We start from the raw sequence: 22,061 nt of genomic DNA, 5'->3' as shown, positions 1-22,061 counted from the left end.
CTGTTAGGCGATAAACTACCGCACTATGGCGTCAGAGTTGTCCATCTTCGAAAAACGAATCGATCCCGTCCTCCAGGCGGGCGTCATTCTGGTCATGGTCCTGGTGATCGACCTTTTCGGTTTGATCATCTCCGGCACCAATACCGTAGGCGTTAGCAACCGGTTTCCGTGGTTGTGCGCGGCCAGCTTTATGCTCTTCTTCGCGCTGTTCAACGCGGTTCTCAGCGCCTCGGCGGACAATACGGCCAAGTACTGGGGTCGAAGTATTTACAGCTTTGTGGGTTTGGCACTCGGTGCCGGTCTGCTGGCCTGGGCGTTCAGCGGGCTTACCATCGGTGAAGCGGGGTCTTACCGCTGGATCTATCTGGTGGTGACCGTGGGTTATCTCGTGTTCCTGGGAATGATCGCGGTCATAAAAAACGTCGTGACATTTGCGCAGCGGGAAGAATGGAATCGCCCCAGAACGAAAAATCGGGAGCGGGATAAATAGGGACCAACCATCCGACGGGGCAGCCGTTAGTCTGTTTTACCCTTCGTGACGATTTATGCAGCTACTACCCGCTGATACGCTAGAAAAGCTTGAATTCGACAAAGTCCTCGCCCTCCTGGAGCGCCACTGCAACGGCGACCTCGGCCGGGAGGCGGCCCTCGGTCTGCAGCCCTCCGTCAAGGTGCGCGAGATCAATACCTGGCTGGATGAGGTAACGGAATTTCGCCAGGGCACGGAGGAGAAGAATATGTTTGCCATCACCGCCTACGATGACATCAGTGAAGAACTGAAGGCGCTGCGGGTGGAAGGATACGCGCTGGTCGAATCGGGGCTGGCGAAGATCAACGTCCTGTTGCTGCAGGCCAAGCAACTGTTCACGTTCTTTCAATCCACTGCGCGGCAAAATGCTTTTCCGACCCTGTTCCAGGTAGTCAGCCAGGTGGACTACGTTGCCGAACTGAGCGCTGCTATCGAGGCCGTGATCGACGCGGAGGGAAACATCCGCACCGATGCCTCGGATGAGCTGAGCCGCATCCGCCGGTTGCTGGGTAGTAAGCAACGGGAAGTCGAGAAGGCCTTTCGCGCGGTCATCGAGAAGTACCGGCGCGCAGGCTACCTGAGCGATACGGTGGAAAGCTTTCGGAATGGCCGGCGGGTGTTGGCCGTTCCCAGCGAACACAAACGACAGATTCGGGGGATTATCCACGACGAGTCCGCCACGGGTAAAACGGCCTACATCGAGCCGGACGAAGTAATTAGCATCAACAACGATATCTTCGATCTACAGCAGGAAGAACGGCGGGAGATTTACCGCATTCTGCGCGAGCTGTCCTCGACGCTGCGACCGTACGTCGACCATATGGTCAGTTACCGGGATCTCATCGTCTACATGGACCTGGTACAGGCCAAAGCCCGACTGGCCTCCCAGATGAAGGCGGAACGTCCCAAGGTCGACCACCGCCCTACGCTAAACATTAAGGAGGGTAGGCACCCGCTTCTTTACCTGAAGAACCGTCCGTACGGGAAAAAGACCGTGCCGCTGGATCTCGTACTGAAGGGTAAGAACCGTATCCTGATGCTCTCGGGACCTAATGCCGGTGGAAAATCCATTACCATGAAATCCGTCGGCCTGCTCCAGCTGATGGTGCAGAGCGGTCTGCTCGTTCCCGTCGATAAAGAGTCGGAGATGGGCATTTTCCAGCGCATCTTTACGGATATCGGCGACCAGCAAAGCATCGAGGATGACCTGTCCACCTACAGTAGCCGGCTGAAGAACGCGCGGGAGTTTACCGAGCAGGCGGACGATCGGACGCTGGTGCTGATTGACGAATTCGGATCCGGAACCGACCCGATGCTGGGTGGGGCGATTGCGGAGGCGGTCCTCGAGCGGCTAAACAAAGCAAAGGTTTACGGCGTGATCACCACGCACTACAGCAACCTGAAGATTTATGCCTACAAAACGCCCGGTATCGTAAACGGCGGCATGAACTTCGACAAGGATAACCTCAATCCGACCTATGAGCTCAAGGTGGGCCGACCTGGATCCAGTTATGCCTTCGAGATCGCGCAAAAGAGTGGCTTACCCGATGACGTATTGGCCCACGCCCGCAAACGCGCTGGAAAAAACGAGCGTGCCGTAGACCAATTGCTGGTCGATCTGCAAAGGGAGAAACAGGAGGTGGAGGAGCAGCTTGCTAAGATGGAGCAAAAGCAAAAGACGCTCGATGCCCTGACCCGCACCTACGAAGAACTGCACCGGGATATCGAAGTGCGCCGGAAGCGACTCAAACTCGAAGCCAAGGAACAATCCCTCGCCGAAACCGCCAAGTACAACAAGGAGATGGAAAACCTGATCCGGACGCTGCGGGAAGAGAAGAAGATCGACGAGGCCAAAGAGAAAGCCAAGGAACTGCGCGACGAACGCGAGAAAATCAGCGGTCAAGTCACCGATTTGCGTGAATCCATTTACTATCAGCCGAAATCCGGGAAAAATGGTAAACGGCAGTTCAATGAAGGCGACTACGTGAAGCTTCGTACGGGCGGTGCCTCCGGAACCATCGAAAGCATCGACAAAAAGCGGGCTATCGTCATCGTTGGCGATCTACGGCTCACCGCTAACCTCCGTGACCTCGAGCACGCGGAAAGTCCCATGACGCTCCGCCGGGAACGAAGTGTGTCGAGCGACATACGCGGCGTGGCCACCTTTAGCAATAAGCTGGACGTTCGGGGCATGCGCTTTGAGGAGGTCCTCAATACCACGCAGGCTTTCGTTGACCAGGCGCTCATGGCCAATGCCTCCCAGCTGCGTATCGTGCACGGCAAAGGAAGCGGCGCCCTTAAACGAGCCGTCAGACAAAAGCTCAGCGAGTACAATCATCCCTTCAACCTCAGCACCCCGCCCCGCGAACAGGGTGGGGATGGCGTCACGATAGTCGACCTATAGACCCCGAACCCCGACCACACCCAACAAATGGAAATTAGCAAAATAGCAGAAGCGCTAGCCACCGTTACCGATCCGAAGACCGGACAGGACATTATTACCGCGAACATGGTGCTCCACCTCAAAGTGGAAGAGCCGAACGTATCCTTTACGCTGCAGCTACCAAAACTGGAGGACAATTACAAGCAGCAGCTCAATTTTGCCTGCCAGGAAGCCATTCTCAATGTCTATCCACAGGCGCAGGTGCACGTCCACATGCAGCAGCCCGGAATTGATCCGGCCGCCGGGCAGGGTGGGGGACCGCAGAAGAGCAATCCCCTTCCGCAGGTCAAGAATATTATCGCCGTAGCCAGCGGGAAAGGAGGTGTGGGAAAGAGCACGGTAGCCGTGAATCTCGCGCTCGGTCTACAGGAACTGGGCGGGGCGGTCGGATTACTGGACGCGGATGTTTACGGACCCTCCGCTCCCACCATGCTGGGACTGGCCGGAGAGAAGCCGCAGGTAGAAAAGATCTACGGGAAGCCCAAAATTAAACCCCTCTACGCCTACGGCTTACCGGTGATGAGTACCGGGTTCGTCGTCGACCCCGAGCAGGCGGTCGTACTCCGCGGGCCCCGGCTGGCGGGTATCGTACGCCAGTTTATCGAAGAGACGATCTGGCCGCCCCTGGATTACCTCATTGTCGATTTGCCCCCGGGGACCGGTGATGTACAGCTCTCGCTCGTTCAGTCGGTGAGCGTCACGGGTGCCGTGATGGTGACTACCCCGCAGAATGTAGCCCTGGCGGATGCGATCAAGGCCATGAATATGTTCTTTCTGCCGGACGTACAGGTTCCCGTCCTGGGCGTGGTGGAGAATATGGCCTACTTCACGCCGGCCGAATTGCCGGATAACAAATACTACATCTTTGGTGAGGGCGGCGGTAAGACCCTGGCTAAAAAGAGCAACAGTATGCTGTTAGGGCAAATCCCCCTTGTACAATCCATCCGGGAAGGTGGGGACAGTGGAAAACCCGCCGTACTGAACCGCGAGGATGAGATCACCCGGGAAGCTTGGCTCAAGGTGGCCCGTAACGTGGCTCGCCAGACGGCGCTTCGCAACGAAATGATGGGACCAACGCGAAAGGTGGAAGTGAACAGCTAGGCCTGTGCGGTAAAGGCAGTCAGGAGGTTTTCCAAAGCCTCGTTTAGAGTCTTGATCGCCAAACCGATGTTCCAGCTTTCCCGATCGCGCTCCGTAACGTAATTACTGATGGATCGCAGCTGCAGGCAGGGTACACCAGACGATTGGGCGGCGTAAAAGAAGGCGGCCCCCTCCATGGTTTCGATCTGAACCTCCGGAAAGCGCTCCCGGATCCGATCGATCGTTACCGTACTCCCCGAAGCCCGGGCGGTCGTGCCTCCGCGGACGCTTCGGTAGGGCAAATACTGGGCGGCCGTATCCACCGGGCGCAAACTTCCGTCGGCTTGGTAAGGCGACGCGTATGCAAAACCCATATCCGGGAGGCTCAACCAGCGCTGATCTTTATCCTCCGCGCCAAAATCCACGAGCGTGTCCTGCTGGACCCGCACGACTTCGCCTATCTCCAGCGTCGTATCCAGGGCACCCGCTATTCCCGCTTGGATGGCCAGATCGACGGATTGCCGAGCGAAGTAAGACCCCAGCGCGTAAGCAGTGGCCATCGGGCCCATGCCGGTAAACAGCAGGTGTACATCCAGGCTTCCGAACCGCAGTACGTTCCGTTCGGAGGACATGGCCCGGTCGCGAAGCCAGTGCAGCACCGGCCCGAGTTCGGGTGGGGTAGCGGCGCTTAACAGGATCTTCAAAGGTGAACTTCCATTAGCTGCCCGAGGGCGGGCATATGTAGGTAGGCCCGACTGATTGGGCTATTGTGTTCACCGAGTATATCGGCTTGCAGACGCAGTTCTGCCATGCGGGCACCGATCTGCGTCGGCAACTGTTTGGCGGACTGACAGACGTCCATAATCAGCACGCTCTCGCCCCGTTCCGTCACGGTAAGCCAGTCAAGCTGCCTTTGGTAGCCCCGGCCGGCGCAATGACCGCGCAGGGGGAGCTGACGGTGAAGTCGACCGCCCGGAAGAAGCCGCCCTACCGTAGCGTAAAATGCAGAGGAAAGATCGAGGAAGAGTTGCGCATCAATTTCCCCACCGGGCATCCACTCCTCCAAAAGATCTTCCACCAGCTCGGTGCGGTAGGCCAGCGATTCCTTGTCACCCGGATCGCCGGCCATGAAGAGACTCAGGCAGCGCGCGATCGTGCGTACGTCGGTTGCCGGATCGTACTCCGGGACGGTAAAGTAAGGCTCGGTTTTACCGGGCCGGCTATCCGGATAGCGATCGACTAAAAACATATCGTCGACGATGCGTGGTTCATAAGGTGCTCGGCCTGGCCGTTCCTGGGCGATGAATTGCATCGGATCGTATGACATCTCCGCGGCCGGTTGTGCGGATGGCTCGGTCCATTGCTGAAAGGTCTTATCCACGTCGGTGTCATTCCACGTGAACGGGGTTTCCGTGGTATCCGGGGAAAGCACCGGTGTCGGCTTCCCACCGCGGGCATATACGCGGTCTATCCACGGAGCCCCGTTCTTGTGGCTGGTCGGTAAGATCAGGTAATCGCGGGCACGCGTCATACCTACGTAGAGCAGGCGGGCCTCTTCGGCGAGCGCGGCTTCGTTTGCGTTGTCCTGGTGGCGGCTCGCCTGCAGTGCTTCCACCCACTCGATGCCCGAGCTGAGGCGACCGTACGGATTGACCCAATACCGCAGCCAGCGGTCGGCCAGCGGTCGGCGCAGGTCGACCGGTGCTTCGGGGGCAGTTGGTAGAACGGCCCGCCCCCACACGTCCGCGCGTAAGGACTGATCGAGGTCGAAGCAGATGACCGCGGGCCACTCCAGGCCTTTACTGCGGTGGTACGTTAGCACGTTTACGGCATCCGGCCGCTCGCTGGCGCCTTGCATATCCGCATCCTCCCGAATCAATTGATTGAGGTAGAGCAAGTAGCCGCCCAGGGAGGCCGCGCGGTGTTGCTGGTGGCAATTATCCTCGTAAGCGACGGCCAGCCGTCGCATCTCATCGATATTGGCCAGTCGCTGTTCCCCGTCCCCCCAGGCGGCCGCTATCCGCCGCAGATCGATTCGTTCCAGCACCAGGTTGATCATCTCGCTCGTCGAGTGCTCCGCGGTAGCCCCGCGCAGGCCCTCCAATCGGTGCAGGATGGCTTCTTCCTTTCCCCAGGGTGTTTGGGTTCCCTGCTCCAGGTACTCCAACCGGTGCGTGATGATGTCGGGAAGTTCGCGCCGGCTACCGAAGAGCATGATCTCCGCGATAGAAAGACTGTCCGTTCCGTCCAGCATGTACTTCAGACACGCCAGCAGCAGGGTGGCTTCGGCGGTTTGCAGCAAACCTTTGCGGGCAATGGCGGCGGATAGTCCCTGCTTAGACAATTCGGCGGCGACGTCCGCACACCGGTAATTGGAACGGCAGAGGATCGCCACGTCACCCGCACGGAGGGGGCGTTCTTCGCTAGCCCCTTTCGGTAGCACGAGCGGTGGGTTGTCCAGCATCTCCCGGATTGCCTTTACCAGGGTGGCGATCATGAAGGGATTGCTGTGTCGGGTTCTGCCCTCCGGTGTAAAGTGCCAGTGGATCAGTCCGCTCTTCGCTGACAGCGAATCGCTTTCCGGCGGGCTAAAGCGGCTTCCCGCCCGTTTTCTCACCGGCTCGAGCGCGACCTCTTCGGGCGAAAACTCCGGAAAGGCCGATACGAACAGGCTGTTACAGGTATACACCACATCCTCCCGGCTCCGCCAGCTGTTGCGCTGAATATTGGCCGGGTCGATGGGCCCGTTGGCGTGCATGACCGCCGCCATCAGCCTCGGCTCGGCACCCCGGAAGCCGTAGATACTTTGCTTGGGGTCCCCCACCCAAACGCTTTGTTTAGCGAGCTGGCTGAGGCGTAGGAAAATGGCGAGCTGGATGGGGGAGGTGTCCTGAAATTCATCCACCATCAACAGGTCCAGTTCCCGCGAAAGGGTTTCGCGGACCTGCTTGTTATCGAGGAGGTGCAGCACCAGGACCTCCATATCAGTATAGTCGATCCGGCCGCGGCTCTTCTTATAGTTGTCGTACTCCGCGATGGAAGCTTGCGCGCAATCGAACAGTAAATCCTGGTAGCGTTTCAGGTCGTCCTGGAAGGCGGCGAGGCCGGCGTGTTGCTCTCCCAGCGATACTAGATCTTCCACCAGATCCTTGCTCTTCGCGCCGACTTCCCGGTCATACCGACCCAATTTGGCATAATTGGCCCAGGGCAGGTAGCCGCGTTGTTTCAGGTCGCGGAGCATGGACCGCAGGCTATTGGCCGCCGTAGTGGTTTTCTTGGTCCCGTCCGCCTCGTTTGCGAGCAGGTTTTCGAAAGTATCCTTTAGTACCCGCTCCATACGCGTCCGGTATTGACTGATGGATACATCCCTATTGACGGGGGGCAGAAATTCTTGCAGGCTCTGCCAGCTGTTCCGTTTACTGATCTCGACATCCGCTTCGGTGAAGGCGTTCCCGCGAATGACCTCAACCAGACTGAGCACGTCCTGGCGCCAGTTGTATTTGTCTCCGAAGTTACTCAGACTCAGCCGGTCGACCAGCCCCTCGATCTCCCGGATCTGCTCCAGGCTGATGACGGCCGCCATGCTTAAGTTAAACAGGCGTTGGTGGTCGCCGTCGGCTATGATGTCGACTTGCGGACTCACCCCGGCCTCGAAGGCGAAGCGGCGCAGCAATTTTACCCCCAGACCGTGGACGGTTCCGATGAGCGCGTTGCTCAGTTCCGAGGCCTCGCGCGTCATCCCTTCCCGGAGTAACTTGACACGTACGCGCTCCTTCAATTCGGCGGCGGCACGTTTAGTAAAGGTAGTGGCAATAATGCCTTCCGGGCGGACTTCGCCTTCGGTAAGCAGGGCAGCCATTTCCTGGGTGAGGCGGTAGGTCTTACCGCTCCCGGCACCGGCCGAGATCAGCTTGAGATTGTTCAGCAATCCGGGCATCTTCGTCATGCCGGTAAAGTAAACAAAATGTTAGTCAATCCTCAACGGACACGGCCGTCCGCTCCAGGATCTTTTCCAACTGCGCACGCAGCCAGGCATCCAGGTTCCGGTACCAGTCCAGGTGCGGACTATATTCGTGGCACGAGATACACTGCGTGTCCTTGAATTGCTTTTTACAATTCGGGCAAATGGCAGTCGTTATAAAGGTGTCGAAGGTCGTGAAGCAATGATCACACATCCAGTAGGGGCGGCCATCGGGTTCCCAATCACACTTGGGGCAGGCTATTTTTATATCCATGGCTTCAGATCAGCATTTCAAAAAGGATGGGCTGGTCGTTCAGGTGTTCGTACCGCAGTTTACGGGCTTCCATCCGGTCCAGTAGCTCGTCAAAGTCGCTGCGCTTCCCCAATTGAATACCTACCAGCGCCGGACCCATCGCCCGGTTGTGCTTCTTGGTGTATTCGAAGTGAGTGATATCGTCTTCGGGGCCCAGTACGTCGAGAAAGTCCCGCAGGGCTCCCGAACGCTGGGGAAACTCCACGATGAAGTAATGTTTCAGGCCCGCGTACATCAGGGCCCGTTCCTGTATTTCGGGGGTGCGCGTGATGTCGTTGTTGCCGCCGCTGACGACACAGACAATGTGCTTACCCCGCAGGTCGCCCAGTTGATCCAAAACGGCGATCGAGAGGGCGCCCGCGGGTTCTACCACCAGGCCGTCTTCATTGTAGAGGTCCAGCATCACCCCGCACACTTTGCCTTCGTCAACCAGTTCGATGTGATCGATGGTGTCGCGCACGATGGGAAAATTATTTTTTCCCACCCGCCGTACGGCTGCTCCGTCGACGAAACTATCGATCGTGTCGAGGGTAAGGACCTCTCCCGCCTTCAGGCTATTGTACATTGCCGGTGCACCCGACGGTTCCACCCCGATCAGCTTCGTCTGCGGGCTCAATTGACTGAAAACGCTTCCTATCCCCGCGCTTAACCCACCACCGCCGACGGCCATGATCAGCATATCGATCGGCTTGGTGGCCGCATCCAGAATCTCCAGACCGACCGTGCCCTGACCGGCAATCGTCTTGGGGTCGTCGAAGGGGTGCACGTACGTTAAACCCCGCTCTTCGGCTACCCGCATACTCTCACTGTAGGCATCGTCGTAGGTGTCCCCGATCAGCACCACCTCCACGTATTCGCCGCCGAACATGCGCACTTTGCGGACCTTTTGGGCGGGCGTCACCACCGGCATGAAGATCACCCCCGTAACTTTCATCGCATTACAGGCGTAAGCCAGGCCCTGCGCGTGATTGCCGGCACTGGCACACACCACCCCCCGGTCTCTTTCCTCCTGGCTCAGGGAAGCCATTTTATTGTAACTGCCGCGGATCTTATAGCTCCGGACTTCCTGCAGATCTTCGCGCTTTAGATATATATCGGCATCGTACATCCGGCTGAGCCGGGTACTGCGCATCAAGGGGGTTTCCAGGGCGATACCGCGCAGCCGGTGCCGCGCTTTGATTACTTCTTCTACTGAAATTGGGCTGACCGTTTGCTGTGTCATTTCGTAAAGGTAGCGCGTCATAATTTGTGCGGCGCAGCGCAGGTAAAGCAAATTTTGGGTGACCGGTGTAACTTGTTCCCATGTCCCATCCCGAAATCATCTGTACCGGTGAGCTGCTTATTGAACTGATTACTCTTGAGTACGCCGACACCTTTCGCGCGGCCGATACGTACCGTCGCTACCCCGGTGGCAGCCCGGCTAACTTGGCTGCCAACCTGGCCCTTCTCGGTCAACGGGTCGGCTTGGTTGCCACGGTCGGGGAGGATGACACCGGTACCTATCTGCTGAATGAGCTGCGTGATCGGGGGGTACACACGCAGTTCTGTCGCCGCGTTCCGCTTCCCACCACGGCCGTTTTGGTGACTAAGTCTACCGAAGTCAGCAGTTTCGAGGTGTACCGGTCGGCGGATGCCGCAATCGGTAACGAGCAAATTCCGGCCGAGTACCTGAGCGACTGTCAGGTCTTTCATACCACGGCGTTTGCGCTGAGCCGCGAACCTGCCCGGTCGACCATTCTGGAATGCGCTGCCAGAGTCGTTGCGACGGGCGGCCGTTTAAGTATCGATGCCAATTACGCGACTAAAGTCTGGCCAGACCGGCGGGAAGCCCTCCGGGTGATCGATAGTTACCTGGCATTGGGGGTCACCGGCAAGCACGGCACACTGGCCAAATTCAGCGACGTCGACTACCAGTGCTTATTTCAGGAAGCCATTCAAAAACCAGAGGCGGCAGTTGCCAAGCTTTTGGACCGGGGCGCCGGTGTGGTTTGCCTAACGCTTGGAGAGCGGGGTTGCTACGTGAGTAGCGGAGGACCGCCTTTCCATGTGCCTGCCCGCTCCGTAGCCGTGCAAGACAAAACGGGAGCGGGTGATGCCTTTTGGTCCGGATTTCTGGCAGGTTACGTCGCCGGTAAGGATTGGGAATACTGCGCGCTCGCCGGTCGGGCTGTCGCAGAGCGCAAGTTAGTGACGGTCGGACCCATGCGGGAAGCCCTGAGTTTAGAAGACTTGGTCTAGTTTGTAGAAGGCACGACCATCCTTCCAATATCTTTGCACCATGGAACTTGTAGAGATCGGACGCACCGGCCGGCCCCACGGTATTCGCGGTGACTTGGCCCTCCACGTGGTGGAAGCCTACGAAGAGGACTTGCTTAAATCCAACGCAATTTTGATTGGCAATCCGCCGATACCCTATTTCGTGCGGAGCTTCCGTAGCGGGGGGAAACTGACGGTAAGCCTCGAGACATTTAACACGCGCGAAGCTGTCGCCCTACTGACTGCCAAACCATTGTTCCTTCCGGCCGATCAAGTCAGTGTGGATGCGGAAGAAGAGGGCACCCCATGGGATTATATCATTGGATACACCATCATGGCGGAGGGTTACCCGCCTCTGGGTCCCATAGAAGACGTGATGGACCTTCCGGAGCATTACCTGGCGGAACTGACCTATAAAGAAAAGACCGTATTCGTTCCCCTGCACGAAGATCTGGTGTTGAAGGTGCGCGAAACGGATACGGTCTTGGAAATGCAATTGCCCGAAGGCTTACTTGAGCTGGGCGCTTAGTGGACCATCAGTTTACCCGACTGCCTACCTACGGGGCCATCGATATGGTAGAGGTATAGTCCGGCTGACAGGCTACTCGTCTCCCAATCAAATTCCTGCTGACCGGGGCCGGTATGCAGGACCGAATGGCGTACACTACGTCCGTTCAAATCCGTCAACGTACCGGCGTAGCGCCCGGTCTGGTTAGCCTGAAAGCGGATCGTTACCATGTCTTGAGCCGGGTTCGGTGAAATACTGGCTTTGTAATTGGCGACTGGTTGATATGACCCTGATGTCACGTCCGTATTGACCGCGGCGGCCAGTGCTATTTCGACGTTCAGCGGCCCATCTGGTGTGTTCCAAACATTAGCAATAGAATCGAAAGCTATCCCACCGGTGTTGGTCCTGAAGAACTCTAGCGAGTTATTACCACTTCCGCAACCATCCAGGGTATGAAAGATACCTAAATAGCCGTCTTCCTCCGCCGTATAGGTGCCATCCAGGTTTACGGCCACCAGGAATGTATCTTGATTGAGAATGGCCGTTTGCGAAAACTTGAAAGAGGAGAACTGAACGTTCGTAGCGGTCGGTAGGGCGAGGTCACCGACGCGGACCGAGTCACTATTGGCAATAAAATTGCCGAAGCTGCCGTCCGCATTAGTGTTTTCGAAAATAGACACGCTGACGTAAGTGTCTGCGATGGTCTCGTCAAAAGCGGCAAACGCCACGAATACCTCGGTTACCATATATGGTTCATCACTTTCGTAGACGAGCCGCTGCAACTTCGCCAAATCGCCAAAACCATTTGAACCGATGACGTACCCGGGTACTTCATCACTTATTTGGGCACTTCCCAGCTGTAGTGAGCACTCATCCCCAAAGATGGCCGGGAATACCGTGTCGACTACCATTTTAGATGGGGAGGCGAGTGGTTTGGTCAGCTTGATTATGCTGGTAGTTTCCATGCTGGTTTTGTGCTGCGCGAACGCCAGGACGGGCATGCAGCATAGAAAAGCGAAGAGTAAAGTTTTCATCATCGAGTCGGGGTTTGCGATTTTTGGTACTAGTTAATGAATGTTGCACCATTCTTCACCATTTAGCGGGAAAGAAATGTACCTGGAAATTACACAAGGGTTAGCTCGGTCGGGCAGAGGACCGAACCCTTCCAACCAATGGAACTAGCGATTATTTAAAGAATCTATCTCCCCCAAAGCATTTCGCCCACGTGTGGCTCGCCACTCCTTAGTTGTCCTTGATCAGTGTAGGGAGATGATGCCGAGAACCTTAAGCCTACTAAACCCGCATACGACCTACAGCATCTCCATCAATGGACCATCAGTTTGCCAGTTTGCCGGCCATCAGGCCCATCGATGTGGTAAAAATACAGGCCATCGGGAAGATCGCCGACCTGCCATTCGATCTGGTTTCTTCCGGAGATACGCTGGGGGACGGTTCGTCGAACGACGCTACCATTGGTGTTACTTAGCGTTCCGATATAGTTGCCCCCTCCATCGGACATAAAGGATACTTGAACAATTTGTCCGGCCGGGTTGGGAGCTACTACAGCGCCATAATCAGCTTTAATCCCGCGCGTTGCGGTAATCTCCGTATCGACTACCGCAGCTATATACAGCTCAATAGGTGTATTCCAATACTCATTGAACAGGTCGTAACCGAATTGGGTACCGTCGGTAAATTTCTCGTACACATTGTTGACGTTTCCGCAGTTGAGAAAGGTCGACGCCACGCCGATGTAGCCGGTCGTATCCGCGCTTTCTTCGTAGACCCCCGAGAAATTGATGCCCACCAAAAACGAGTCATTTGTAGCTACGACTGGAGTTGAGAAAGGGAATTCTATTATATTGGAGAAGTCGATATCATCTACGAATAGCGTATCGCTTACGCCGATCGGATCGCCGAATTCGCCGGGTGCTTCCGGCTCTTCATAAACCACCGCGTACAGGAAGCCGTCATTGATGGTTTCCGGTTGCTCGACGAGTAAATAGGTGAGAACGCTGTTTATTTGAAAAGTAGATCCGCCCGTATAAACCAGGCGCTGAATTTTTTCCTGGTCGGACAAGGTGTTGGACCCGGTGATGAATCCTTCAAACAGTTCATAGTCATCGTAGTATGCCGTCAGACCTTGCTCCCGGTTAGTAAAGCAAGTATCATTAACAAAGTTGGGCTCTACGATTTCCGGAACCGATTTCGGGAGGACAAGCTTTGTCTGTGGTCCCGTCCTTGGCGTGAGCGATAGCTCGGGCAAAGGACGCTGGGCGAATATTACGGCGGGTAATGCCAGAAGTATAAAGATTCGTATTGCTGTGTTCATCATGGTGTGGTTTTGGGATTTGGTCCGGATCAGGCAGTAGCGGTACATTTTTAATTACGTCGATGTCCTCCGCTATGTTTCACTTGCTACGACCCGCTGCCGGTATGCGGCCATGTGGCGGGCGATGTACTTTCCGAGAATGTCGAACTCGAGATTTACTTTATCCCCGGGGCGTAGATGCTTGAAGTTGGTATGTTCGTAGGTGTAGGGTATAATAGCCACCCGGAAACTGGTGTCGTCGGGATCGACCACGGTGAGACTCACGCCATTTATGCAAACGCTGCCTTTATCCACCAGTAAGTCATCACTCGTGTAACCAATGGTATAGTACCAGCTGCCCCCGGCTTCCGTAACCTCCAGACAGGTTCCTACGGTGTCGACGTGGCCCTGTACGATATGACCGTCCAGCCTGCCGCCTGCCTGCATGGCCCGTTCGAGGTTTACCCGGGTCCCCTCCTGCCACTCGCCCAAACGCGTCCGATTCAGGGTTTCCCGGATGGCGGTCACCGTATGGGTGTCCTCGTCTTGGGCCACTACCGTTAGGCAAACACCATCGTGGGACAGACTTTGGTCGATCTTCAACGCTGTGCTAATGGGGCTACGGACGGTGACGTGTACGTTGTCGCCCTCGCGCTCTATTCGGGTGACCTCGCCGGCCGCCTCAATGATTCCGGTAAACATGTAAATCCATTTTGTTTGCGCCGACGGCGCTATGCGATGACTACCTTCTGGAAGTCAAAGGGTACAACAACGGAAGCACTACGCCGGTCGAATTTCAGGGAATGGGGAAGTAGTTCGCCGTTTACTTCTACCCGGCCGGGCGCGTGGGTAAGTCCGATCAACCGGATCTCCGCGTGCCGGAAACTGGTGTTGTACTGTCCTTCAATGCGCTGTTCCAGGGTAATCCGGTGGCCTTCCTGGTGCAGGATATACTGACGGTTCGTAAATTGATCGACTTGATATCCATAGCCTTCACCCGCGTCCCAGTAGAACGTTCCCTCGCCTCGATCGGCAAGGTACACCGTCAGGTCAGCCGATGCTACGCTACTCAGATCACGCGTACTCTGCACTACTTCGACCGTAGGGACGATGGATCCGGCGCGAGCGAAAATCGGGAGGCGGTCCGGTTTGAGCCCTATGCGGACTTTCTGTTTTCCGGCGTATTTCTTACCCGTCACAAAATCGTACCATTCTCCTTTAGGAAGATAGACTTGCATCGTTTTCTTTTCCGGCTCGACCACCGGACATACCAGCAGGTCGTTCCCCGCCAGAAACTGGTCGCCAAACTCCCGACACAACGCATCCGTCTGGTCGTAAAAGAAAAGGTTCCGTAGAACGGGGATGCCCGTCTGGACGTGCCGTTGGAAGGCAGTATACAGGTAGGGTAGGAGCCGGTAACGGAGTTCAATCGCCTGCCGGTTGTACTCCGTGTGTTTCCCACCGTGTACCCAAGGTTCTTGGTCCTGACGGTGGTTCGCTTCGGCCTCCTTAATGTCCTCGGCCTCCACCTCCGCCGCGCCGTCGGTATTGTTACCCATACTGTGTACACGCATCAGGGGGTGGAATACGGCCAGTTGTAACCAACGAGTAAGCAACTCCGGCGAAGGATCATCTACGAAGCCGCCGATGTCCGTCCCGCAGAAGCTATATCCACTGATAGCCAAGCGCAGGCACTGGCGGTTGGCAAGAGCAAGATGCTCCCAACTGGCGATATTGTCGCCCGTCCAGAGCGAAGCGAAACGCTGGCCCCCGCTGAAGCTGGCGCGCCCTAACAGGAAGGGCCGTTTTGCCGGTAGCAGCGATTTCAACCCTTCGAAGGTCGCCCGGGTCATTTGCATGCCGTAGATATTGTGGGCCTTCTTATGATCGCCCGTATATCCGTCGTAGTCGTGTCTTACATCCAGGGGGAAAGTCAGCGCGGTAACCTTGAACATGGCTGGCTCATTCATGTCATTCCAGAATCCGCTGACTCCTTGCTCTACGTACAATTCCCGGTATAATTTGCCCCACCATTCCCGCACTTGGGGATTGGTGTAATCCGGCCAGACGCATTCCTGAGGCCACACCGGACCGATCATCATTTCGCCCGTACTGCGCCTGCAAAATGCATCTCTTTTGACACCTTCTTGGTACACGTCGTAGTCCGGATCGACCCGAATTCCCGGATCGATCATGACCACCGTATGGAAGCCGTCCTTACGCAAATCGGCAATCATACGCTTCGGATCGGGGAAATATTCGGCGTTCCAGGTGAAACACCGGTAGCCATCCATATAATCGATGTCCAGATAGATGGCGTCACAGGGTATTTCCTTCTCCCGAAAGGTGGCGGCCAGTTCCTTTACTCTTTTTTCCGGGTAGTAGCTCCAGCGGCACTGGTGGTAGCCGAGCGCCCATAATGGAGGCATTTCCGGTGTCCCGGTCAATAGGGCATACCGCATGGCCACCTCATCCAGCCCCGGTCCGTTGATGAAATAGTAGTCAAACTCTCCCCCGTCGGTCCAGACCGTAGTCAGACCGTCGCCATGGCTGTTGAAATCAAAGCAGCTCCGGTAGCTATTGTCCAGAAAGATGCCGTAAGCCTGTTCCTGGCGCAAACCATAGAAGAAGGGAATGGTCCGGTAGAGCGCGTCCCGCTCCTTACCGTAGGCAAAGGAGTCGCTGTTCCAATTTTCAAACCAGCGCCCCTGGAGATCCGTATTCCATGCCTTATCGCCGAGCCCGTAAAAGCTTTCGTGGGTATCCGTGGTAAACTGTAGGCGCATCTGATCCAGGCCATGCATCAGCGTAAAGCGGGTGTAGAAGGGAGCGGCATAGTCGTGTAATACGAGCCCGGTTGCACAGTCGGTGATCCGTATGCTGGCGTCCGCCTTGGCTATGCTGACCTTCAGCTTAGCCGTAGTAAACTGATAACCCTCCCCGGATTCGAGGACGTCAATTTCGGTGGACGCTGGTTTAGCATTCGGAGACCTGGCGTAGCTAAAATCATTAGCTTCCCGGCCGTAGGAATAAAAGAAACGTACGATGTCGTCACTCCAAATTTGGATTCCCAGATAAACTTCCCCGTCGCTCTGCAACAGATAGGTCTGCGGACTGGGGCTTTCCAGTGACAACAGTTTGCCTACATGATGATCGTAAAACACATCGTCGTAGCGTAGGGTGCTGACGGTGTCTTTCTCATTAATGGTATCCGGGGTGGTTTCGAAGGGGCGTCGAGCGGTCTTCTGAATCTTGGCCATGGCCGCAAGGTACTACGATCAATCGTTGAGGGACCAGTCGTAGTCTAGAAAGTATAGCTGTTTAGCGGGGGGGATGTCAGTACGTAGGTAACGGTTTAGAAAGGCTGTTACATCGTCGAAGTCTTCTCCGTACCAATCGAACAGGGGGCTTACCCGGACTACCTCCTCCTGCGTAACGTTAAATTCTTCGTTGTTGATGAAGTTTCGGGTCTGGCGGTCCAGCATGCTGTCGAGATTTTCCGCGGTGTAAGCGGTAGTCGCCAACGGTGGGCAACTAGCGGCGGCACAGACTAAAGCAAAGTGAATGCGGGGTTCGGCAAAGTTGGGGCGAATGATCTCGTGCTCGATTTGGTTGAGGCTATAGGAAGCACCATCCAGGACGATAAATTTTGTATCCCAGGGTTCATCGATTTCCCGTATGCTCTTGACGGGCCAGTTATCGATGATGAGTTTTATGGTAAAGGCGTTGTAGGTATTGATCCAGTAAGCAAGGGCCTCTTCACTGCTCCACGTCGCGTCTGGAACATCGTCGGCCAGCGTCTCCAGGTAGTTATTCAGCTTCTCTATGTTTTCGCGAATTTTACCATAGTCTACTTCTCCACTTTTACTTACACTCGAGGCCAGCAGTTCGGACCAGGCGGCGTGACTGGGTCCTTTGTTCTGATAACTATCGTCTGTTTCGTCACTGGACCGGATGGGCGCGGGGGCGGGGTTGGTTGGCGGCGGCGGAGCTACGGCGGCGGCGGTTTTTGCTGGAACGATAACGGATTCCGGCGCATCCTCGACGGGAGCGGATGGGGTCTGTTCCTGCGTGTATTCAATTTGATCCTGCACCACGGTATCCTCTATAACCAGCTCACTTACGGAGGAAGCTTTCGAAGTGTCGGCAGGTGGACCGTCAGCACAAGCAAAACAAAGAAACAGCGAAAGAATTGGCACGCACACCCTGGACATGAATTTCAATTGTGTATTTCATAAGGTAACGCCCCGCACCCGCCAGTGGGTTCGAGCAAATCTGTTCGATCCCGCTTTAAACGGGCGAGCAATCTTTCGATGGTAGAAGCGGAGGAAATCTCTCCGTGGCGGTACCGATGAGTAAGCGGTCGCATAAGGCCGGTATGCGGTCGATTCTAATTAGAATAAATAGAAAAATTATTGCATATTAACTAAATAAATTCAATATGGTGTATATTGCGACGGTTAGTATGAAAACTAAAAAGACCCGCGCGTAAGCGCGGGCCCGAAAAAGCTTTCTAACTACCATAATAACAAAAGTCACGGCGCATAAAGCCGTTAAAAAACTGGTCTTGTTCCTGTCCGGAATTAGCCGGATAGGATGAATCTCTAAAGGGAGATCCGGGGCAGGATGAAGATTATTTAACTGTATCCTGATGTGGTTGCAGTTATAACGCTGCGGCGTATCCGAGCTCACCCCATGTACGTGGGGCTGTGGATAATTCGGGCATTATTCGTTGACATTTAATCGCGCTGGCTGGATCTTTCATTTGACAGATTTGGCCGACCTTCAGCTTACCGGGCTGGTATAAACGGAACTGGCCCCCACGCGATGCGTAGAGGCCAGTTTTAAAAGGTAAAATCTACCGTTATACAAAGCAATTTAAATGTGAAATAAAATCGCAGTAAGTTGGCCAAGCACCATGTACAATAGTAGATGATTGCTAGAGTAATAAACAGGTTTTAATGAGAGACACTATGAACATGGGAAAATATTCCCTTAAATCGTTACACCAAAAGTAGGTGCTAATTGTTCGCTATCCACCCCACATCCGTGGGGGGGGTTAATTTTCTGGATAACCTGAAAAAAAATAGGTTCGTACGTTGCACCGTACGAACCCTTAATCTTAATTTGTCTACTTAGTTAACCGTCAACAGGGCAAATGGCCCGGAAAGAAAACACTTCGAAAAAAAGGGAGAGAGCGTAGAGAATGCTTCTAATCCCGTGAGTTAATAGGTTTATGAATGAGAGAGAATTTAAGAGCGAAGAATATCTCCGTTCTTGTTGATTCAAAGATAGGGGGCCGTTAAAGAGTGCATACCCCACAATGATGGGGTCTTTCAATTTTCTCCCCCCACCCCCCGCTCCGAACATTGCGTCTAAACCCAGTAATAACTGAGCTTCCGCCCTCATCTCGCCAGGTATTCGGCCGGTGAACTTTTTTACGCGAAGGTGGGGTTAAGGAATCGTTAAGAACCTTCCTACCATGCAAATCTCCCTTAGGCAGGGCGACATCACTCGTCAGTCCGTCGACATCATCGTTAATGCAGCTAACTCCTCGCTCCTCGGCGGAGGCGGTGTAGACGGGGCGATTCACCGAGCCGGGGGGAAGGAAATTTTGGAGGCTTGCCGGGAAATCCGTAGCCGGCAGGGTAACTGCAAAACGGGTGAAGCCGTTATCACGACTGCCGGTCGATTACCGGCCAGGTGGGTTATCCACACCGTAGGGCCGGTGTGGCAGGGTGGGGCATCAGAAGAAAGCCGCCTGCTGGCGAACTGTTATCGCAATAGCCTCAAACTAGCGGAAGAAAAGGAAGCCCGTACGATCGCTTTCCCTAACATCAGTACCGGCATCTATGGCTATCCCAAAGAGCGGGCTGCCGAAGTTGCACTGGATGCTGTCCGGGCTTTTAAAAGCTCCTCCTTGGAGGAGGTGATCTTCGTTTGTTATGACGAAGATAATTTTGCGATCTACCACGAAATGCTGGCCTCTGATTGAGCTTTGGCTGACCCGCTCGCCTTACTTGCTGGCTGCTTCCAGGTACTCCTCAAAGGTGCTGCTCGTGTAGTGGCCGCCTCCGATGTACTGGATTTCTTTGAGCAAATTTTCGGCGGGCTTAAAACCCGGGCTGATCGAGATTCGCTTCTGCTCCGCATCCAGATAGACCAAACTGGGGTAGCTCATACGCCCGTCCAGAAGGGCGACGGCAAGTTGGTGTACTCCGCGGCGACCGACGGTTTCATCGTAGGCAAATTCATGTCCGTCATAATTGATGGACTCGCGCTGTTCGGCGTCGAGTTTGACCGCGTAAAAGTTTTCGTTGATGTAGCGGACGACGGCTTTGTCACGAAAGGATGTTTTATCCATCCGTTTGCACCATCCGCACCAGTCGGTATACACATCAACAATCAACCGGCGAGGCTCCGATTTACTCCGCTCGATAGCTTCTTCCCAGCTCATCCATTCGATTTGGGCCGAGGCGCTTACGGAAATCAGTAGCAAGAAAAGGGAGAGTATGAGCTTCATAAAGCGAAAGTTGACACCCTTATAAATGCGTGTCGGGTACAGATATTTCATTCTCCGCTAAAATTTAGGGCAGGGAACTGCCGCATCGTCGTCTGACAAACCAATGAATGAAGCGCTCAATTCAAATGTCGATCGATTGCGATCACCGGCTCTACCGGAGTCAAAAACACCGGCGTCATAACTAAAACCGAATAGAAAATCGCCGGCTTCCAATCCGGCAAACCCAATCACACTCGTGGCTTGATACGTTGACTGCGATTGAGCGACGCGCATCAGTGCTCCTACCTGAAAAGCGGTTTGATCGTTCTGCGCGGCCGCAAAACGAAAATGGCTCCCGACGACGGCCATGGCGTGCGGGCCCTGTGTAAGGTAGTAAACCCGGGGAAGAATTTCTACGGCCGATCCAAGGTCCCATCGCGCGCTGACGTAGGCACTGTAGCGAGCGTGTAGCGTATTCGTTACCTCGACATCTTCGCCTGCCGTTTCCTCCGCGTAAAAGGATTGCTCGGGCTGGCTAATATGGTGCATGGCAAGGCCAGCCACTATGCCCAGGCCACGTACGGGGTTGCGGCTGTAGTTCAGTCCGAAATGATAGTCTCCGTAAGAAACGCTGCTCTCCGGAAGAACTTCCCCCCCGGCGCCGCTCAGGTAAGAGGAGGTACCGTCGAATTCGTCTTCAAAGGTCAGTTCACCGTAACCCAGGCTTCGTTGCGCGATGCCAAGCTGAAAGCCAGCACTAAGCTGTTCGATCCCCCGACCGTCTAAGTTTTTGTGGTACGCCCCGCCAATGACCATTTGATTACTAGCCAGACTAACGGATGCAATCCGGTCATTGAGGAATAGTATGCCTCCACCAAATGCATCACTGGTTCGTCGCTTCTCGTCAAAACGGTACCGAAAATCAGCGGCAAAGGCCGTCGTGCTGAAGGGCGTCGGCATGACCTGACCCCACTGGCTCCGATGGCTCACCACCGCGCGGTACCGCCCGGCGAACAGGCCCGTCAGCGCCGGGTTAAGCATGGTGGGTGAAGCAAAAACCTGCGAAAAGGTTGGATCCTGGGCCGACACCTCCCGGCTACCGAGGCCGAAGAGAAGCGCGACCGCAAGAATAGCGCGCCAGTTAATCATGCGGTAAAGGTAAGCTGTCATATACGATAGCCATACCGGCTGCCTATCTTGGCCCCATGCCATCCGTTCCCGCCATCGGTCGATACACCGTTGCCCCCATTTGGGCCCGTTCGCGCCCTCAATCGGTCATGCTGAGCCAGTTGCTACTGGGTGAAGCGGTAGAGATACTCGATCGCGCTGATGGGATGGCGCGCGTATGCTTTGATCGGGGGCGCCAGGAAGGTTTCGTCAACGAGGACCAGCTCCTACCCGTCGCCGATACCGTATACCATAAACAGCTTCACGAGCCCGCTTACGCCCTGGACCTGTTCGGAATGCTCATGGGCGATTCGTTTGCCATGCCCGTGACTTTTGCTGCCCGACTACCAGCCTACGATGGGCTGCAGCTAAACCACGACGGGCAAAGATTGCTGTATTCGGGTCAGGCCGTACTTGCCGCTGATCTGGCGCAGGACGCTGCACTCATGCTTCGTTTCGGAAGGAAATGGCTCTACGTATCCGAGTTGCCAGGCGGTAGAACCCCAACCGGTGTCGGGAACGTAGAGCTGGTTCAACTCCTGCTAGACCTGCTAGGTGTAAATTTCCCGCGGTCCCTGGCTTCCATCACCACGGAGGGTGTCAATGTCGATTTTGTAGAGCAATGCCAGACCGGTGATGTTGCTTTCTTCGACGCGGGCAAAGGCGCGGTAAACCACGTCGGCCTGTTACTTCCCGGCAGTGAAGTACTTCACGTTAGTGGGCGGGTACGTATCGACGCGGTGGACCATTTAGGTATTTTCAATCGGGAAAAAGGGCGCTACACACATCGTTTGCGCGTCGTAAAGCGCTTCCTTCCGGATGCCGCTCTCACGCAGCCCATTAGTTTGGATGATCGCTTCGTGGAGCAACCGGAAAACAGCCGGCAGATACTTATTTTTTGATTACTTTTCGTCCTGCACCTACTTCACCGAACAACATTCCGGAATTAGCGTAGAAACTTCGCTACTGAACCTATGACAACCAAAATCTT

The 22,061-nt window shown here is 55.3% G+C and carries 18 protein-coding genes; 7 read left to right on the top strand and 11 right to left on the bottom strand.

Going from position 1 to position 22,061, the window contains the following annotated elements:
- The first annotated feature begins 25 nt into the window (after positions 1-25).
- The 3 genes from DRW39_RS04220 to DRW39_RS04210 are packed head-to-tail and all read left to right on the top strand — an operon-like array spanning position 26 to position 4,073.
- On the top strand, positions 26-490 hold the full coding sequence (locus DRW39_RS04220; RefSeq protein ID WP_116105708.1) for a hypothetical protein: 465 nt from the start codon (positions 26-28) through the stop codon (positions 488-490).
- A 55-nt stretch (positions 491-545) separates the two neighbouring features.
- A complete protein-coding gene (locus DRW39_RS04215; RefSeq protein ID WP_116105707.1) occupies positions 546-2,933 on the top strand; it encodes an endonuclease MutS2 in 2,388 nt (795 codons plus the stop codon).
- A gap of 27 nt (positions 2,934-2,960) precedes the next feature.
- Positions 2,961-4,073, top strand: a complete 1,113-nt coding sequence (locus DRW39_RS04210; RefSeq protein ID WP_116105706.1) for an Mrp/NBP35 family ATP-binding protein — start codon at positions 2,961-2,963, stop codon at positions 4,071-4,073.
- Here DRW39_RS04210 and mqnB read toward each other — a convergent pair.
- Genes mqnB through ilvA form a run of 4 tightly spaced genes read right to left on the bottom strand, consistent with a single transcriptional unit; the run spans position 4,070 to position 9,548 of the window.
- Positions 4,070-4,756 carry a futalosine hydrolase gene (gene mqnB / locus DRW39_RS04205; RefSeq protein ID WP_116105705.1) on the bottom strand — a complete coding sequence of 229 codons (687 nt, stop codon included), beginning with the start codon at positions 4,754-4,756 and terminating at the stop codon, positions 4,070-4,072. The genes DRW39_RS04210 and mqnB overlap by 4 nt on opposite strands.
- On the bottom strand, positions 4,753-7,998 hold the full coding sequence (locus DRW39_RS04200) for a UvrD-helicase domain-containing protein (protein ID WP_116105704.1): 3,246 nt from the start codon (positions 7,996-7,998) through the stop codon (positions 4,753-4,755). The genes mqnB and DRW39_RS04200 overlap by 4 nt, the downstream gene beginning before the upstream one ends.
- A gap of 25 nt (positions 7,999-8,023) precedes the next feature.
- Complete coding sequence (locus DRW39_RS04195; protein ID WP_116105703.1) at positions 8,024-8,287, bottom strand: hypothetical protein; 264 nt, start codon at positions 8,285-8,287, stop codon at positions 8,024-8,026.
- A gap of 4 nt (positions 8,288-8,291) precedes the next feature.
- Positions 8,292-9,548 carry a threonine ammonia-lyase gene (gene ilvA, locus DRW39_RS04190; RefSeq protein WP_116105839.1) on the bottom strand — a complete coding sequence of 419 codons (1,257 nt, stop codon included), beginning with the start codon at positions 9,546-9,548 and terminating at the stop codon, positions 8,292-8,294.
- A gap of 80 nt (positions 9,549-9,628) precedes the next feature.
- Between ilvA and DRW39_RS04185 the strand changes: the two genes are divergently transcribed.
- Together DRW39_RS04185 and rimM are read left to right on the top strand one after the other, a co-directional pair.
- Positions 9,629-10,564, top strand: a complete 936-nt coding sequence (locus tag DRW39_RS04185; protein ID WP_116105702.1) for a carbohydrate kinase family protein — start codon at positions 9,629-9,631, stop codon at positions 10,562-10,564.
- A gap of 40 nt (positions 10,565-10,604) precedes the next feature.
- Positions 10,605-11,111, top strand: coding sequence for a ribosome maturation factor RimM (gene rimM / locus DRW39_RS04180; RefSeq protein ID WP_116105701.1), 507 nt, complete (start codon positions 10,605-10,607; stop codon positions 11,109-11,111).
- Here rimM and DRW39_RS04175 read toward each other — a convergent pair.
- From DRW39_RS04175 to DRW39_RS04155, 5 genes are all read right to left on the bottom strand, one after another.
- Positions 11,108-12,127, bottom strand: a complete 1,020-nt coding sequence (locus DRW39_RS04175) for a T9SS type A sorting domain-containing protein (RefSeq protein WP_116105700.1) — start codon at positions 12,125-12,127, stop codon at positions 11,108-11,110. The two genes, rimM and DRW39_RS04175, sit on opposite strands and share 4 nt — an antisense overlap.
- 287 nt (positions 12,128-12,414) lie before the next feature.
- Positions 12,415-13,470, bottom strand: a complete 1,056-nt coding sequence (locus DRW39_RS04170; protein ID WP_116105699.1) for a T9SS type A sorting domain-containing protein — start codon at positions 13,468-13,470, stop codon at positions 12,415-12,417.
- 24 nt (positions 13,471-13,494) lie between these two features.
- Complete coding sequence (locus tag DRW39_RS04165; RefSeq protein ID WP_116105698.1) at positions 13,495-14,103, bottom strand: riboflavin synthase; 609 nt, start codon at positions 14,101-14,103, stop codon at positions 13,495-13,497.
- Between the two features lie 29 nt (positions 14,104-14,132).
- The gene (locus DRW39_RS04160; protein ID WP_116105697.1) at positions 14,133-16,661 is read right to left on the bottom strand and encodes a TIM-barrel domain-containing protein; all 2,529 of its coding nucleotides are present in this window, start codon (positions 16,659-16,661) and stop codon (positions 14,133-14,135) included.
- Positions 16,662-16,679: 18 nt separating this feature from the next.
- Positions 16,680-17,495 carry a DUF547 domain-containing protein gene (locus DRW39_RS04155; protein ID WP_157975922.1) on the bottom strand — a complete coding sequence of 272 codons (816 nt, stop codon included), beginning with the start codon at positions 17,493-17,495 and terminating at the stop codon, positions 16,680-16,682.
- A gap of 1,388 nt (positions 17,496-18,883) precedes the next feature.
- Between DRW39_RS04155 and DRW39_RS04145 the strand changes: the two genes are divergently transcribed.
- Complete coding sequence (locus DRW39_RS04145; protein WP_116105694.1) at positions 18,884-19,396, top strand: O-acetyl-ADP-ribose deacetylase; 513 nt, start codon at positions 18,884-18,886, stop codon at positions 19,394-19,396.
- A gap of 21 nt (positions 19,397-19,417) precedes the next feature.
- On the opposite strand, the gene DRW39_RS04140 is transcribed toward DRW39_RS04145, so the two are convergent.
- Complete coding sequence (locus DRW39_RS04140; protein ID WP_116105838.1) at positions 19,418-19,924, bottom strand: thioredoxin family protein; 507 nt, start codon at positions 19,922-19,924, stop codon at positions 19,418-19,420.
- Between the two features lie 57 nt (positions 19,925-19,981).
- On the bottom strand, positions 19,982-21,052 hold the full coding sequence (locus DRW39_RS04135; protein ID WP_157975921.1) for a PorP/SprF family type IX secretion system membrane protein: 1,071 nt from the start codon (positions 21,050-21,052) through the stop codon (positions 19,982-19,984).
- A 56-nt stretch (positions 21,053-21,108) separates the two neighbouring features.
- Here DRW39_RS04135 and DRW39_RS04130 point away from each other — a divergent pair, with 56 nt between their 5' ends.
- Positions 21,109-21,972 (top strand): NlpC/P60 family protein, encoded by an 864-nt coding sequence (locus DRW39_RS04130; protein WP_116105692.1) that lies wholly within the window; start codon positions 21,109-21,111, stop codon positions 21,970-21,972.
- Positions 21,973-22,061 lie beyond the last annotated feature (89 nt).

The sequence above is a fragment of the Lewinella sp. IMCC34191 genome (assembly GCF_003390935.1).
In the GTDB taxonomy this organism is placed as follows: domain Bacteria; phylum Bacteroidota; class Bacteroidia; order Chitinophagales; family Saprospiraceae; genus Neolewinella.
Note: the sequence above shows the minus strand (reverse complement) of the source record. Positions and strands in the feature narration are given on the sequence as shown.

Excerpts from the sequence above, each read along its gene's own strand:
- DRW39_RS04175 (WP_116105700.1), bottom strand. The coding sequence starts at position 12,127 with ATGATGAAAACTTTACTCTTCGCTTTTCTATGCTGCATGCCCGTCCTG.
- DRW39_RS04220 (WP_116105708.1), top strand. The coding sequence starts at position 26 with ATGGCGTCAGAGTTGTCCATCTTCGAAAAACGAATCGATCCCGTCCTC.
- DRW39_RS04215 (WP_116105707.1), top strand. The coding sequence starts at position 546 with ATGCAGCTACTACCCGCTGATACGCTAGAAAAGCTTGAATTCGACAAA.
- rimM (WP_116105701.1), top strand. The coding sequence starts at position 10,605 with ATGGAACTTGTAGAGATCGGACGCACCGGCCGGCCCCACGGTATTCGC.
- DRW39_RS04135 (WP_157975921.1), bottom strand. The coding sequence starts at position 21,052 with ATGATTAACTGGCGCGCTATTCTTGCGGTCGCGCTTCTCTTCGGCCTC.
- DRW39_RS04210 (WP_116105706.1), top strand. The coding sequence starts at position 2,961 with ATGGAAATTAGCAAAATAGCAGAAGCGCTAGCCACCGTTACCGATCCG.
- DRW39_RS04170 (WP_116105699.1), bottom strand. The coding sequence starts at position 13,470 with ATGTACCGCTACTGCCTGATCCGGACCAAATCCCAAAACCACACCATG.
- DRW39_RS04200 (WP_116105704.1), bottom strand. The coding sequence starts at position 7,998 with ATGACGAAGATGCCCGGATTGCTGAACAATCTCAAGCTGATCTCGGCC.
- DRW39_RS04130 (WP_116105692.1), top strand. The coding sequence starts at position 21,109 with ATGCCATCCGTTCCCGCCATCGGTCGATACACCGTTGCCCCCATTTGG.
- DRW39_RS04185 (WP_116105702.1), top strand. The coding sequence starts at position 9,629 with ATGTCCCATCCCGAAATCATCTGTACCGGTGAGCTGCTTATTGAACTG.
- ilvA (WP_116105839.1), bottom strand. The coding sequence starts at position 9,548 with ATGACACAGCAAACGGTCAGCCCAATTTCAGTAGAAGAAGTAATCAAA.
- DRW39_RS04195 (WP_116105703.1), bottom strand. The coding sequence starts at position 8,287 with ATGGATATAAAAATAGCCTGCCCCAAGTGTGATTGGGAACCCGATGGC.
- DRW39_RS04140 (WP_116105838.1), bottom strand. The coding sequence starts at position 19,924 with ATGAAGCTCATACTCTCCCTTTTCTTGCTACTGATTTCCGTAAGCGCC.
- DRW39_RS04145 (WP_116105694.1), top strand. The coding sequence starts at position 18,884 with ATGCAAATCTCCCTTAGGCAGGGCGACATCACTCGTCAGTCCGTCGAC.
- DRW39_RS04165 (WP_116105698.1), bottom strand. The coding sequence starts at position 14,103 with ATGTTTACCGGAATCATTGAGGCGGCCGGCGAGGTCACCCGAATAGAG.
- DRW39_RS04160 (WP_116105697.1), bottom strand. The coding sequence starts at position 16,661 with ATGGCCAAGATTCAGAAGACCGCTCGACGCCCCTTCGAAACCACCCCG.